Source organism: Blautia sp. LMAG:89 (genome assembly GCF_008679485.1).
Lineage (GTDB): Bacteria > Bacillota > Clostridia > Lachnospirales > Lachnospiraceae > Blautia_A > Blautia_A fusiformis.
On sequence record NZ_NANC01000004.1, the window covers coordinates 494,003 to 507,127 of the forward strand.

At 45.3% G+C, this 13,125-nt stretch carries 16 protein-coding genes; 4 read left to right on the top strand and 12 right to left on the bottom strand.

Translation table 11 applies throughout. The annotated features are described in order from the left end of the window. Window positions 1–135 precede the first annotated feature (135 nt). Window positions 136–756 carry a DUF1836 domain-containing protein gene (locus tag CCC70_RS06300; protein ID WP_278592235.1) on the top strand — a complete coding sequence of 207 codons (621 nt, stop codon included), beginning with the start codon at window positions 136–138 and terminating at the stop codon, window positions 754–756. Window positions 757–885: 129 nt separating this feature from the next. On the opposite strand, the gene CCC70_RS06305 is transcribed toward CCC70_RS06300, so the two are convergent. Beyond that, on the bottom strand, window positions 886–1,203 hold the full coding sequence (locus CCC70_RS06305; protein ID WP_015526079.1) for a YerC/YecD family TrpR-related protein: 318 nt from the start codon (window positions 1,201–1,203) through the stop codon (window positions 886–888). Window positions 1,204–1,442: 239 nt separating this feature from the next. Between CCC70_RS06305 and CCC70_RS06310 the strand changes: the two genes are divergently transcribed. The 3 genes from CCC70_RS06310 to CCC70_RS06320 are packed head-to-tail and all read left to right on the top strand — an operon-like array spanning window position 1,443 to window position 3,600. Then, window positions 1,443–2,132: a YesL family protein gene (locus CCC70_RS06310; RefSeq protein WP_173745802.1), complete on the top strand. Its 690-nt coding sequence runs from the start codon at window positions 1,443–1,445 to the stop codon at window positions 2,130–2,132. Then, the gene (locus CCC70_RS06315) at window positions 2,132–3,073 is read left to right on the top strand and encodes a TIGR01212 family radical SAM protein (protein WP_287084453.1); all 942 of its coding nucleotides are present in this window, start codon (window positions 2,132–2,134) and stop codon (window positions 3,071–3,073) included. Before CCC70_RS06310 ends, CCC70_RS06315 begins: the two co-directional genes overlap by 1 nt. Before the next feature lie 14 nt (window positions 3,074–3,087). Continuing rightward, a complete protein-coding gene (locus CCC70_RS06320) occupies window positions 3,088–3,600 on the top strand; it encodes a DUF4364 family protein (RefSeq protein ID WP_059086750.1) in 513 nt (170 codons plus the stop codon). A 28-nt stretch (window positions 3,601–3,628) separates the two neighbouring features. Here CCC70_RS06320 and CCC70_RS06325 read toward each other — a convergent pair whose 3' ends face one another. The 11 genes from CCC70_RS06325 to infC form a co-directional block, all read right to left on the bottom strand. Next, complete coding sequence (locus tag CCC70_RS06325; protein WP_287084454.1) at window positions 3,629–4,951, bottom strand: replication-associated recombination protein A; 1,323 nt, start codon at window positions 4,949–4,951, stop codon at window positions 3,629–3,631. Window positions 4,952–5,133: 182 nt separating this feature from the next. Continuing rightward, the gene (locus CCC70_RS06330; RefSeq protein WP_287084457.1) at window positions 5,134–5,898 is read right to left on the bottom strand and encodes a polysaccharide deacetylase family protein; all 765 of its coding nucleotides are present in this window, start codon (window positions 5,896–5,898) and stop codon (window positions 5,134–5,136) included. Between the two features lie 102 nt (window positions 5,899–6,000). Further along, window positions 6,001–6,621, bottom strand: coding sequence for an AAA family ATPase (locus CCC70_RS06335; RefSeq protein ID WP_287084459.1), 621 nt, complete (start codon window positions 6,619–6,621; stop codon window positions 6,001–6,003). 10 nt (window positions 6,622–6,631) lie between these two features. Continuing rightward, window positions 6,632–7,342: an ABC transporter ATP-binding protein gene (locus tag CCC70_RS06340; RefSeq protein WP_092071187.1), complete on the bottom strand. Its 711-nt coding sequence runs from the start codon at window positions 7,340–7,342 to the stop codon at window positions 6,632–6,634. A 14-nt stretch (window positions 7,343–7,356) separates the two neighbouring features. Then, complete coding sequence (locus CCC70_RS06345; protein ID WP_147603281.1) at window positions 7,357–8,115, bottom strand: ABC transporter ATP-binding protein; 759 nt, start codon at window positions 8,113–8,115, stop codon at window positions 7,357–7,359. Window positions 8,116–8,117: 2 nt separating this feature from the next. Further along, window positions 8,118–9,191, bottom strand: a complete 1,074-nt coding sequence (locus CCC70_RS06350; protein ID WP_021651649.1) for a branched-chain amino acid ABC transporter permease — start codon at window positions 9,189–9,191, stop codon at window positions 8,118–8,120. 10 nt (window positions 9,192–9,201) lie between these two features. Further along, window positions 9,202–10,086, bottom strand: a complete 885-nt coding sequence (locus tag CCC70_RS06355) for a branched-chain amino acid ABC transporter permease (RefSeq protein ID WP_015526088.1) — start codon at window positions 10,084–10,086, stop codon at window positions 9,202–9,204. A gap of 96 nt (window positions 10,087–10,182) precedes the next feature. Further along, window positions 10,183–11,340: an ABC transporter substrate-binding protein gene (locus CCC70_RS06360; RefSeq protein WP_015526089.1), complete on the bottom strand. Its 1,158-nt coding sequence runs from the start codon at window positions 11,338–11,340 to the stop codon at window positions 10,183–10,185. A gap of 236 nt (window positions 11,341–11,576) precedes the next feature. After that, window positions 11,577–11,933 (bottom strand): 50S ribosomal protein L20, encoded by a 357-nt coding sequence (gene rplT / locus CCC70_RS06365; protein WP_015526090.1) that lies wholly within the window; start codon window positions 11,931–11,933, stop codon window positions 11,577–11,579. 33 nt (window positions 11,934–11,966) lie between these two features. Beyond that, window positions 11,967–12,164 carry a 50S ribosomal protein L35 gene (gene rpmI / locus CCC70_RS06370; RefSeq protein ID WP_021651646.1) on the bottom strand — a complete coding sequence of 66 codons (198 nt, stop codon included), beginning with the start codon at window positions 12,162–12,164 and terminating at the stop codon, window positions 11,967–11,969. Between the two features lie 83 nt (window positions 12,165–12,247). After that, entirely contained in the window at window positions 12,248–12,742 is a 495-nt protein-coding gene (gene infC / locus CCC70_RS06375; RefSeq protein WP_287084462.1) for a translation initiation factor IF-3, read from the bottom strand. Between the last annotated feature and the right edge of the window lie 383 nt (window positions 12,743–13,125).

Genomic DNA, 13,125 nt, shown 5'->3' on the forward strand with positions numbered 1-13,125 from the left:
ATTTCTTTTTCCATATGAACAGTATCTTTATATACTATCATGACTTTACTTTCCGGTAAACCCACCTCTCTGAAAAAAAGTTTCTTTACAAGTAGTATTTAAAACTATATAATAGGGAGCAGAGGTGATAATGCGATGACAGAAAACGAAAAAGAAATGATGAACAGCATTTTTGCAAAAATTGCTGAGCTTGATTATATAAAACCCGATGAAATTCCCAATATCGATCTTTACATGGATCAGGTCACGACCTTTATGGAAGATAATCTCGCTTCCACCAAGCGTCATGATGATGATAAGATCCTGACCAAGACCATGATCAACAATTACGCAAAGAACAAGCTCCTTCCCCCACCGGAAAAGAAGCGGTATTCCCGGGAGCATCTGCTGATGCTGATCTTTATCTACTATTTTAAAAATATCCTCTCCATCAGTGATATCCAGACCCTTCTGGGACCGATCACCGAGAAATACTTCAAGTCCGTTACAGAAAAGGACATGACTTACATCTACCAGGAGGTTTTCAGTATGGAACAGTCACAGATCCGTTACCTGGAAAAGGATCTTATGCGCCGTTTCAAAAGTGCCGGAGAAATTTTTGAGGACGCCGACCCGGAGGATAAGGAATTCCTTCACCAGTTTTCCTTTATCTGTCTTCTTAGCTTCGACGTATACATGAAAAAAATGATCATCGAAAACATGATCGACCACATGAATTCCTCAAAAGATACGGATTCCTCAAAAAAAGACAAATAATATCCGGAGCTTACATCCGGTCATAAACGTGCGTCGCCGGACGCACCGAAAAAAAGAGACAGACGTGTGATCGCCTGTCTCTTTTTCGTTACAGCATTATCCGTTATCACCACGGTATGGACGTAAGCTTTATTCCGCTTCGCCGCCCTGCTCCCCGTTATCCTTCTTCATACGTGCAAATACCATCTCATAACCATCATTTCCATAGTTCAGGGAACGGTTCACACGGCTGATCGTAGCTGTGGAAGCTCCTGTTTTCTCAGAAATATCAAGGTATGTACGCTTATCGGTAAGCATCTTGGCTACCTCGAAGCGCTGAGATAAAGAAAGCAGCTCATTGATGGTGCACACATCCTCAAAAAATGTATAACACTCTTCCTTGTCCTTCAGACACAGGATCGCTTCAAAAAGATGATCCACAGCCTCCGTCCTGATTTTTTTGCTCATTGTTACGCTCCTTTAAAATACATAAATTTCGTCTAATACAATACTGATATTTTAACACTCTAATTCGTGATAAGCAAGCCTTTTAGGGAAATTTAATAAACTATTTCACTATTTTGTCTTTCTATAGCGGACACATGATTTTCCTGCTTCCACAGTCTCGGAAAACATTTGGGATTTGCTTTTTCTGCTGTGATTGGGTATACTTAAAATAATATCCCAAAGAAAAGGAGACTTATCAAATGAATCGTTTTTTCAACATGGACAACAAATTCTTCGTGTTCATGGGACGCGTAGCAGATCTGCTTCTTCTGAATTTTCTATGCATCCTCTGCTGTATTCCGGTTGTCACCGCAGGCGCCTCCATAACAGCTCTCTACTATGTCACACTGAAGATGGCAAGAGACGAAGAATCTTATATTGCCCGCAGCTTTTTCCGCTCATTCAAACAGAACTTCAAACAGGCGACCATCATCAATATCATCATGCTCCTCACCGCTGCTGTTCTGTTTATCGATCTTCGGATCGCCAGAGCCGGAAGCGGAGCTATGTACAAAGGACTTTTCAGTCTGTTCATTGCATTTGCACTGATCTATGTGATGATCCTTCTGTACATTTATCCGATCCTTTCCAAATTTTTTAATTCCGTCAAGAATACCTTTGTAAATGCATTCCTGATGTCCGTCCGCCATCTTCCGCTGACACTTTTGATGCTTGTGATCTCTGCGTCTCCGCTCCTTCTGATGTGGCTTTTTGCTTATGTGAGCTACGCACAGTTTACATCCATCCTGATCATGCTTTTTATTCTGATGGGATTTTCCACGCTGGCCTACTGGAAATCAAAGATCTTTGTAAAGATCTTCGATAACTATATACCGAAAGATGAAAACGAAGAAAACGGCGAAGAGAAAAACGAACCGAAAGAGGCATAATGAATCGCTGGAACGACAAGCCTTATCACTCTCTGGATTATATGCTCCGGGAACGGTACGGCGAAAAGGTCTACCGGGTTGCATTAAACGGCGGCATGTCCTGTCCCAACCGTGACGGCACCCTGGGCAAAAAAGGCTGCATCTTCTGCAGCCAGGGCGGAAGCGGAGATTTTGCAGCAAACGCTGCTCTTTCCATTACAGAGCAGATCAACACACAGATCAAAAGTCTCTCCTCCAAACGCCCGATCCATAAATATATCGCCTATTTTCAGGCATATACAAACACATATGCTCCTGTGGAACACCTGCGTAAGATCTTCACAGAAGCCATCTCCCATCCGGATATCGTGGCACTGTCCATTGGTACCAGACCGGACTGTCTGGGAGATGATGTACTGGAGCTTCTTTATTCCCTGAACCAGATCAAACCGGTGTGGGTGGAGCTGGGACTCCAGACTATCCATGAAGATACCGCCAGATATATACGGCGCGGCTATCCACTGTCCTGTTTTGATACCGCAGTGAAAAATCTCCGCGCAGGCGGCATCGAAGTAATCGTCCACACCATCCTGGGGCTTCCCGGCGAAAGCCGGAAGGATATCCTGGAAACAATGGCTTATCTGAACGCCATGGATATCCAGGGGATCAAGCTGCAGCTTCTTCATGTACTGCGTGGTACAGATCTTGCCGCTGATCATGAAGCCGGTCTTTTCCGCACTTATGAACGGGACGAGTATCTGAACCTTGTCATTGACTGTCTGGAACATCTCAGACCGGATATCGTGATCCACCGGGTCACCGGCGACGGACCGAAGGATCTGCTGATCGCACCTTTATGGGCCAGCCGCAAACGAGAAGTTTTAAACCTTCTTCATCACCGGATGAAAGAAAGAGCAAGTTTTCAGGGAAAAGCTCTCGAAGCCCTTTCCCGCAGCCAGTAAAAAGGAGGATTCTTATGGCATCACCTTTTACAACCTATAAGCTTATTATTTTATATATGCTGCAGAATTCCGATGGGGATCTCACAAATTCCCAGATCACCGATTTTATCCTAGACCGGAAATACACCAATTATTTTCAGCTCCAGCAGGCAGTTTCCGAACTTGTGGAGGCAGATCTGGTGGAAATGTCTTCACAGTCCAACCGCAGTTACTATCGACTGACATCCGAGGGAAAAAACACTCTGAAATATTTTTCCAAAGAACTTTCCTCTGACATCAAGAAAGAAGTGGAAGAATATCTCAATTCCCTCCACTGCAAGATTGAAGAACATCTCCTGACTCCTGCAGATTACTATCCCACCAAAGAGGGTAGCTACTCGGTACGTCTGCGGATCATCGAAAGCGGCGTCAGCATCGTTGATCTCAGCATCAATGTGCCAAATCTTGCTGCTGCACAGTCTGTATGTGAAAGCTGGCCTTATAAATACCAGAATGTTTATGACAAAATAATGGAGGAGCTTCTCTGAGAGGCTCCTCCGTTTTACTTATATTCATTTATTTCGCTTCTTCGTGGATCTTCTTCATATGCTCTTTCAGTTTCTTTTCATATCCCATATCACTGAGCTCGTAAAAATGTTCTCCTTCGATTTCTGATGGCAGATACTGCTGTTTTACATAGTGATTCGGATAATCATGGGCATATTTATATCCGATACCATGACCCAGACTTTCGTGGCCACCATAATGGGCATCCTGCAGATGCACCGGAACGGTTGTCTTCTTCGCCTTCACGCAGCGCATGGCTTCCTGTATGGCATTTACTGCAGAATTGCTCTTGGGTGCACAGGCCATGTATGTAACTGCCTGGGAAAGAATGATCTGGGACTCCGGCATTCCCACACGTTCCACTGCCTGTGCTGCTGCCGTTGCCACGCAGAGGGCCTGGGGATCTGCGTTTCCGATATCTTCGGAAGCAAGGATCATGATCCTTCTTGCGATAAATTTCACATCTTCTCCTGCATAGAGCATTTTTGCCAGATAATAGACTGCCGCATCCGGGTCGGAGCCTCGCATGCTCTTGATAAAGGCAGAAATGATATCATAATGATTGTCTCCGTTCTTATCGTAGCGCACCACCCGCTTCTGGATACACTCAGAAGCCACCTCAAGGGTCAGATGGATCTTACCGTCTGTATCACGAGGTGTGGTGAGGATTCCCAGTTCTATGGCGTTTAAGGCGCTTCTGGCGTCTCCTCCTGCCATGTCTGCCAGAAATTCCAGAGCATCCTCGTCGATCACCGCCCCATAGCTTCCCATTCCACGTTCCGGATCGTTAACCGCACGCAGGATCAGTTCCTTTATCTCCGGTATCTCCAGGGACTTCAATTCAAAGATGATCGATCTTGAAAGAAGCGCTCCGTTTACCTCAAAATATGGATTCTCTGTTGTGGCCCCGATAAGAATGATGGTTCCGTCCTCAACAAAGGGAAGAAGATAATCCTGCTGTCCTTTGTTGAAACGGTGGATCTCATCAATGAACAGAATGGTCTTTTTCCCATACATGCCGAGATCATCCTGCGCCTGCTTTACAACTGCTTCCATATCTTTCTTCCCTGCTACGGTTGCATTGATCTGGGTAAAGCTGGCGCTTGTGGTATTGGCGATGACTTTTGCCAGGGTAGTCTTTCCGGTTCCCGGAGGGCCGTAAAAGATAACAGATGTCAGCTTATCCGCCTTTATGGCACGATACAGCAATTTATCTTTTCCTACGATGTGCTGCTGTCCCACCACCTCATCCAGTGTTCGCGGACGCAGCCTGGATGCAAGAGGTGACTCCTGATCCAGCGTTTTTGACTTTGCGTATTCAAATAAATCCATGGCTTTCACTCCTGTATTTTCTGTAAAAAGCGGATATTCACGATCCGTATTCTTTTCATAGATCTGTATCCGGCAACGATCATTTCATTTGTTTCCGGCATACGGACAGATTCCTTATTTTTATAATTTTACCTGTTTGCACATAAAAAAGCAATCGTTTCTGCCTTTTCGGCAAATCACAGTTACATCACCAGCAGCTGATCTGCAGTTACCAGGTCATATCCTTCTTCCGTAAGCATATCCGCGATCTCCAGGGCCGCTTCCACGGAGGTAGAAAAGCTGTCATGCATCAGGATAATGGAGCCATCCTTCACTTGTCTTTTTACGATATTTTCCACAGAACGGACATTTTTTGATTTCCAGTCCAGAGTATCCACATCCCAGAATACCGGTAGCATGGTCACACAGAGCTCCAGATCCTTCGGCCAGGCACCGTAGGGCGGGCGAAGATACATGGGATACTCTCCGGTGATCTCGTAGATCTCATTATTCGTCTTTATGATCTGCTGACAGGCCTGATCACCGGGAAGCTTATCAAGCTGCACGTGATCATACGTGTGATTACCGATGAGATGACCGTCTCTCTGCATCTGCGTTACGATCTCCTCATTTCCCCGGATATTTTTTCCCATAAGAAAAAATGTGGCATGGATCCCACGCTTCCGCAGGCCATCCAGAAGCAGAGGTGTATATGTTGCATGCGGTCCATCATCAAAGGTAAGAGCCACACGTGGACGATCCTCTTTTTCGCTTCTGTCAGAGGCTGTCTCCGCCACCGGTTCTGCTGCTTTTTGTCCGTACTGCGCCGCCACCAGCCGGAGCATCCCCTCACCGGCGATCATTCTGGTCACCCGCATTTGAAATGCACTGTCTGAGATTTTTCCATATCCGCTGAGCAGGATCAATACCATTGCCACTACACAGAAATATTTTTTTCGCTTATCCATATTTCCCGCCGGATCAAATATACTTTTCCACAATATATGAAAAAATCCCCGGGAAAAGACTTTTTGCTCTTCTTTCCCGGGGAGTATTCTCTGATATATGTCTTATTTCTTCAGGATCTCAAGTGCACTCTCAATCTCCTCCACGCATTTCTCATAGCCAAGGGTACCGTTATCCAGGCACAGATTGTATTTCGTCATGTCTGTCCAGTCAACACCCATGAATCGTTTGCAGAAATCTTCTTTGCGTTTGTCATCCTTCTGCATAAATTTCTCAATATCCTTTGTAGTTCCGCTGAGCTTCTTACTTGCCTCACGGATACGGAAATCCCAGTCTCCGTAAACAAACACACGAAGAACATTGGAATAATCCTTCAGGATCATATTTGCACAACGTCCGATGATCACACAGGACTCTGTTTCTGCCAGCTGCCGGATCACCTTTGCCTGATAATTAAACAGGTTCTCATCGGATGTGAAATTCCTGCTCTGAGGTGGGATCAGCTCACCCTTGTAGATTCCGGACTTTGCAAAAAATCTCTGCTTTATGCTGACATTTTCATCTGCCCTTCCAAAAAGCTGCTCATGAATGCCGCTCTCCTCAGATGCCATGCGGATGATATCCTTGTCATAGTAAGAAATCCCTAATTTCTTTGCAAGCTCCTCTCCGATGGTACGTCCGCCGCTTCCATACTGTCTTGCAATGGTAATTACGAAATTATCCATGTCTTTCCCCCTACTCTCCAAGATATGCCTTCTGAACAGCCTCATCGTTCAGAAGATCCTCAGCCTTTCCGTCCATAGTGATGCTTCCTGTTTCCAGAACATAGGCACGGTCTGCAATGGAAAGTGCCTTCTTTGCATTCTGCTCAACAAGAAGTACCGTAGTTCCGCTCTCACTTACCTCACGGATAATGTCAAAGATCTCATTTACAAAGATCGGTGACAGACCCATAGACGGCTCATCCATCAAAATGATCCTTGGTCTGCTCATCAGTGCACGTCCCATGGCAAGCATCTGCTGCTCACCACCGGAAAGTGTTCCTGCACGCTGTCCTTTACGTTCTTCCAGACGCGGAAATCTCTTGTATACACTTGCAAGACTCTCTGCGATCTCTGCCTTGTCTTTTCTTGTGTAAGCTCCAAGAAGAAGATTCTCATAAACGGACATATCCGCAAATACTCGTCTTCCTTCCGGAACGTGTGCCATTCCCATTTCTACGATCTTATGGGCTGGTGTTCTTGTGAGGTCTTTTCCCTCAAACACAATGCTTCCGGACTTCGGAGAAAGAATTCCGGTAAGTGTCTGAAGTGTGGTTGTCTTTCCGGCACCGTTGGCACCGATCAGCGCAATAACCTCTCCCTGATTTACATGAAAAGAAATTCCCTTCAGAGCCTGGATCACACCATAATAGACCTGGAGGTCCTTTACTTCCAACATTGCCATTGTCTCGTTCCTCCTTATTCTCCCAGATATGCAGTGATAACCGTCGGGTCTTTCAGCACTGCAGATGTCTCACCCTGGATCAGTACCTGACCGAAGTTCAGAACTGTAAGTTCCTCACAGATACCGCCCACCAGTTTCATGTCGTGCTCGATCAGAAGAACAGTCATATCAAAATGCTCCCGCACAAAACGGATAGTATCCATCAGCTCCTGTGTCTCATTCGGGTTCATACCAGCCGCCGGCTCATCCAGGAGAAGAAGCTTCGGCTCTGTGGCAAGAGCTCTGGCGATCTCCAGCTTACGCTGTTTACCATAAGGCAGATTTCCTGCCAGAGTGTCTGCTTCCTTATCCAGATCAAACACCCTCAGTATCTCCATGGCACGTTCATTCATCTCTTTTTCTACCTTGTAATATTTCGGTAGTCTTAAGATTCCGGTCAGTGTGGAATATGGATGATGATTGTGAAGTCCTACTTTTACATTGTCAAGAACCGGCATATCCTTGAAAAGGCGGATATTCTGGAAGGTTCTTGCGATTCCGGCTTTGTTGATCTCGATGGTGCTTTTTCCGGTAATGTCCTGGCCGTCCAGTCTGATGATTCCCTCTGTTGGTTTGTATACACCTGTGAGAAGGTTGAATACCGTTGTCTTACCGGCACCGTTAGGTCCGATCAGTCCATAGAGCTGTCCCTTCTCAATGGTCATATTAAAGCCGTCAACAGCACGAAGACCGCCGAACTGGATAGACAGATTATTTACTTCCAGCATTGCCATGATCAGGCCACCTCCTTTTTCTCTTTTTTGCCTTTAAATTTCTCTACCATACGTGCTCTCCAGTCTCTTGCTGCCGGTGCCCAGTTAAAGAGCATCATGATGATCAGTACGATGGCATAGATCAGCATACGGTAGTTTGCGAATCCACGGAGAAGCTCAGGCAGTGCATAAAGGATAATGGTTGCAATGATAGATCCTCTGATATTTCCGATTCCTCCAAGTACTACATACACAAGTACCAGAATGGACATATTGTAATCGAATACAGAAACCTTAAGAAGAGAAAGGTTATGTGCATACAGCACACCTGCAACTCCTGCAAGGGCTGCGGAAATTGTAAATGCAAGCAGTTTGTATCTGGTGATATTGATTCCTACAGACTCCGCTGCAATACGGTTGTCCCTGGTTGACATAATAGCACGTCCGCTTCTGGAGTTTACAAGGTTCTGTACAATAAACAATGTGAGAAGAAGCAGGATCACGCCGATCAGGAAAAAGTAATTCTTGATATCTTTATAAAGAGTTGCTGTTCCCGAAATACCAAGGGCACCTTTGAGAATCTGCTTTCCGCCGGCTTCCAGATGAAGACCGGCTGCACTTGTTGCAACGTGAAGTCCTTTGTCATCCACGCCAATGTAAAGTACATTGATCAGGTTCTTGATGATCTCACCAAAAGCCAGTGTAACAATAGCCAGGTAGTCACCGCGGAGACGAAGTACCGGGATACCGATGATCACACCGAACAGTGCTGCAACTGCCGCACCTACAAGGATTGCAAGGATAAAGCGAGGAACCTGCGGAATGGAGTCTGCAACAACCTGTGAAAACAGGGCACTGGAAAAAGCTCCCACGCACATAAAGCCTGCATGTCCAAGGCTCAGCTCACCGGAAAAACCGACTACCAGGTTCAGGGAAACTGATGCAATGGTATAAACACAAAGGGGAACAAGAAGTCCCATAAGAAGTCTGGAAAGATTTCCAGTTGAGGAAAGTGCCTGTACGATCACAAAAAGCACAATGACAATTCCATAGTTGATCATGTTATTTTTTGTTGTTTTGTTTTTCATATTCTTCATATCGGCCACCTTACACTTTCTCCTGGATGTTCTTGCCGAACAGTCCGGTAGGTTTTACAAGAAGCACGACGATCAGGACTGCAAATACGATTGCATCTGCAACCTGGGAAGAAATATAAGCTTTTCCGAAGATCTCGATGATTCCCAGAAGGATGCCGCCGACCATAGCTCCCGGAATCGAACCGATTCCACCGAATACAGCAGCTACGAAAGCTTTGATACCAGGCATGGCTCCTGTGTACGGAGTCAGTGTCGGATAAGTCTGACAGAGCAGAAGGCCTGCGATCGCTGCAAGTCCGGAACCGATGGCAAATGTGAGGGAAATTGTCGCATTAACGTTAACTCCCATCAGCTGTGCCGCATCTCTGTCCTCGGAAACCGCCTGCATGGCACGGCCAGGTTTTGTCTTTTTTACAAAGAGGGAAAGTCCCACCATGATAATGATACAGGCAAGGATGGTTACGATGGTAATTCCCTTGATGGTAAGCTCACCGTCAAACAGTGTGATGGACGGAACTTTGATAACAGCTACGAAACTCTTGGCATCTGCGCCGAAGATCAGAAGTGCCAGGTTCTGAAGCAGATAACTGACACCGATAGCCGTGATAAGAACGGCCAGGTTTGAGGAAGCTTTTCTAAGTGGACTGTAAGCTACCTTCTCAATGACAACACCAAGCAGTGTACAGATCACAACGGAAAGGATCACAGCAAGGATCGGTGACATGCCGCCTCTTGTGATACAGGTAAGGATGATATAAGCTCCCACCATGATAACATCTCCGTGTGCGAAGTTCAGCATCTTGGCAATACCATAAACCATGGTATATCCAAGTGCGATGATCGCATAGATACTGCCAAGACTGATGCCGTCTTTTAAATAAGATATAAAACTCATAACGCACCTCTTTTAATTGTTTATTGATAAGGGAAAAAGGGGACGGTTCCCACTAAAGGTGACCGTCCCCTGACCCCTAACGTTAACAGAAATTACTTATTTCATCTCTACATAAGCACCGTCTTTGATCTCGAATGCTTTCGGCTCTTTATCACACTCGCCATCCTCGGTCCATTTTGCTTTTCCGGTAAGTCCGTCAAGCTCGATGTTTGCCATGGATGCACTCATTGCTGCACTGATGTCTGCATTTTCCATATCTGGTGTGATCTTTGCATCGTCAGCTGCAAGCTGCATTGCGTAAAGTACATCATATGTATCTGCCGCAAACTGGTTCGGGATCTCACCGTTGTGAGCATCGCCGTATGCTTTTACGAAGTTCTGGCTCTTCTCATCTGTAGCTGTTGCGGAGAATGGTGTCAGAAGCATAACACCCTCTGCAAGGGATTTATCGAAGTTCTCTACATTGAGGATACCATCCATGCCATCTACACCAAAGAATTTAATGTCAAGTCCTGCCTCAGATGCCTGCTGAAGGATCAGCGCATTGTCGGAATAGTAGTTCGGAAGGAAAAGAAGCTCAGCGCCGCTCTTCTTGATCTTTGCAAGCTGTACAGAATAGTCTGTGTTGCTGTCTGTTGTGTAAGCCTCATCTGCAACTACTTCAAGTCCGTCATCAGCAGCTGCTGCAACGAATGCGTCATGTACACCGGAGTTGTAGTCAGCAGCGGAATCATAAAGTACTGCTACTTTCGTTGCAAGTTTGTGCTCGGAAATGTACTGAGCAGATTTGGTTCCCTGTGCCGGGTCTGTAAAGCACATACGGAACTCGTTTGTTCCTGCTGTGATACAGTCAAGTGCTGTTGCGGATGGTGTGAAGAGGAATGTATCCTCAGCTGCCTCAGCTCCTACTGCGATACAGGAACCGGATGTTACAGTTCCACAGAGCATCTGCATTCCTTTATCGATCAGGTCATTGTATGCGTTAACAGCCTTCTCTGGATCTCCCTGGTCATCACCTGCGTCAAGAATCTCTACTTTATATCCGTTGAATCCACCGTTCTCGTTGATCTCATCAGCTGCGATCTTGGCTGCGTTGTATACGTTGGTACCGTACTGTGCGTAATCACCTGTCATCGGTCCGATCACACCGATCTTAAATGTCTCATCTGCTGCAAAAACTGATGTAGGCATCATCATCGCTGCTGTCATCGCTGCTGCTGATGCAACGCCGATTACTTTCTTCCAATTCTTCATAATAATCTCTCCTCCTGCGCTTTGTCGCGTTACTAATGTTTAATGGTAAAATTATAGCATCGCATATTTTTTATTTCAAGGGCAAATTTAGTTATCTGTTGTTTTTCGTCTGATTGCACAACGCGGACACTTGTCCGCTGTACAGCTTGTGTCGTTTTTCGGCAAATTGTCTGAATTTTTTTACAAAAAAATCCAGGGAAAAATTCCCTGGACTCCTTCGTCTCTTAATACTTTACTTATGCGATTGCTTTCTTAGCGATCTCAGCAAGAGCTGTGAAGCCTGCTGCATCGTTAACAGCCATCTCTGCAAGCATCTTTCTGTTGATGTCGATGTTTGCAACCTTAAGGCCGTGCATCATTTTGCTGTAAGAAAGTCCGTTCATTCTTGCTGCTGCGTTGATACGAGCGATCCAGAGCTGTCTGAACTGACGTTTCTTCTGTTTTCTTCCTGCATAGGAGCTTGTAAGAGCTCTCATTACAGACTGTTTTGCTACTCTATACTGTTTGGAACGGGCTCCTCTGTAGCCTTTTGCCAGTTTTAATGTACGGTTATGTCTTTTCTTTGCGTTTAATCCGCCTTTAATTCTTGCCATTTCTTAATTCTCCTCCTGTTCGTCTTCTCTATCTTATAAATATGGTAATACTTTCTTCATGCTCTTTACATTAGTAGAATCAACAACAGTAGATTTTCTCAGATTTCTCTTTCTCTTCTGAGATTTCTTTGTAAGGATATGGCTCTTGTAGGCTTTATTTCTTACTAATTTTCCTGTACCTGTTTTTTTAAAGCGCTTTGCTGCTGCTCTGCAAGTTTTAATTTTTGGCATTATGAATTCCTCCTTGATTTGGTACTTCTAAATTTTATATAGCATCCCGTTCTGCCCGGCTGTTGCCGTGAAGACTGAGATATCTACCGTTTCTCAGTCAGAAACATAGTCATGCTTCTGCCTTCTACCTTCGGAGCCTTCTCTACAGTCGCTATATCGGACAGAAGATCTGCGAAGTCATCAAGCACATGCCTACTGCTGGACATATGTGCCATCTCTCTTCCGCGGAAACGAAGTGTAACCTTAACTCTGTCGCCCTTGCTAAGGAACTTTCTTGCTGCATTTACCTTCGTCTTCAAATCATTCGTATCAATGTTCGGGGAAAGACGCACTTCTTTGACATCGATGGTTTTCTGCTTTTTTCTGGCCTCTTTTTCTTTTCTTGCAAGCTCGTAACGGTATTTACCGTAATCGATGATCTTGCATACCGGCGGTTTCGCCTGTGGGGCAATCTTTACAAGGTCAAGTCCTGCCTCCTGCGCTTTCGCCATCGCTTCTCTGGCGGACACGATTCCAAGCTGAGTTCCGTCCGGACCAATCAAGCGTACCTCTCTGTCTCTGATCTGTTCGTTAATCATTAAACCGCTAATTGTTGTACACCTCCATGAACATGATAGAATTATTTTTTTCTTTCTCATTAATGTAGCTTAAGCCGCACAAAAAAAGCGCAGACAGATGTCCACACTTCAACTAATTACACCTGCGCACTGATGGTTGGTCCGTTCGCAGTACTGTGCAATATTGACCTGAGTCGCTTATCTTCAGCGCTGAGGTGAGAGTGAACTCTACTTTCTTTTCGCTACGTACTCTAAGAGAATACCATGGTGTCTGCTATTTGTCAACTGTTTTTTTTATTATTATGTATTTATTTTTTGAGTATAAATTTTTCTTCTTCCGGACATACTATGCAACATCGGAATCTGTCAAGCCTTACCGCAGTGCTGACGATCAGACAGGATGC

Bases quoted from the DNA above. Each gene is read 5' to 3' on its own strand.
- infC (WP_287084462.1), bottom strand. From the start codon at position 12,742: ATGATTAACGAACAGATCAGAGACAGAGAGGTACGCTTGATTGGTCCG.
- CCC70_RS06355 (WP_015526088.1), bottom strand. From the start codon at position 10,086: ATGAGTTTTATATCTTATTTAAAAGACGGCATCAGTCTTGGCAGTATC.
- CCC70_RS06360 (WP_015526089.1), bottom strand. From the start codon at position 11,340: ATGAAGAATTGGAAGAAAGTAATCGGCGTTGCATCAGCAGCAGCGATG.
- rpmI (WP_021651646.1), bottom strand. From the start codon at position 12,164: ATGCCAAAAATTAAAACTTGCAGAGCAGCAGCAAAGCGCTTTAAAAAA.
- CCC70_RS06340 (WP_092071187.1), bottom strand. From the start codon at position 7,342: ATGGCAATGTTGGAAGTAAAGGACCTCCAGGTCTATTATGGTGTGATC.
- CCC70_RS06305 (WP_015526079.1), bottom strand. From the start codon at position 1,203: ATGAGCAAAAAAATCAGGACGGAGGCTGTGGATCATCTTTTTGAAGCG.
- CCC70_RS06315 (WP_287084453.1), top strand. From the start codon at position 2,132: ATGAATCGCTGGAACGACAAGCCTTATCACTCTCTGGATTATATGCTC.
- CCC70_RS06335 (WP_287084459.1), bottom strand. From the start codon at position 6,621: ATGGATAATTTCGTAATTACCATTGCAAGACAGTATGGAAGCGGCGGA.
- CCC70_RS06310 (WP_173745802.1), top strand. From the start codon at position 1,443: ATGAATCGTTTTTTCAACATGGACAACAAATTCTTCGTGTTCATGGGA.
- CCC70_RS06350 (WP_021651649.1), bottom strand. From the start codon at position 9,191: ATGAAGAATATGAAAAACAAAACAACAAAAAATAACATGATCAACTAT.
- CCC70_RS06345 (WP_147603281.1), bottom strand. From the start codon at position 8,115: ATGGCAATGCTGGAAGTAAATAATCTGTCTATCCAGTTCGGCGGTCTT.
- CCC70_RS06330 (WP_287084457.1), bottom strand. From the start codon at position 5,898: ATGGATAAGCGAAAAAAATATTTCTGTGTAGTGGCAATGGTATTGATC.
- CCC70_RS06325 (WP_287084454.1), bottom strand. From the start codon at position 4,951: ATGGATTTATTTGAATACGCAAAGTCAAAAACGCTGGATCAGGAGTCA.
- CCC70_RS06320 (WP_059086750.1), top strand. From the start codon at position 3,088: ATGGCATCACCTTTTACAACCTATAAGCTTATTATTTTATATATGCTG.
- rplT (WP_015526090.1), bottom strand. From the start codon at position 11,933: ATGGCAAGAATTAAAGGCGGATTAAACGCAAAGAAAAGACATAACCGT.
- CCC70_RS06300 (WP_278592235.1), top strand. From the start codon at position 136: ATGACAGAAAACGAAAAAGAAATGATGAACAGCATTTTTGCAAAAATT.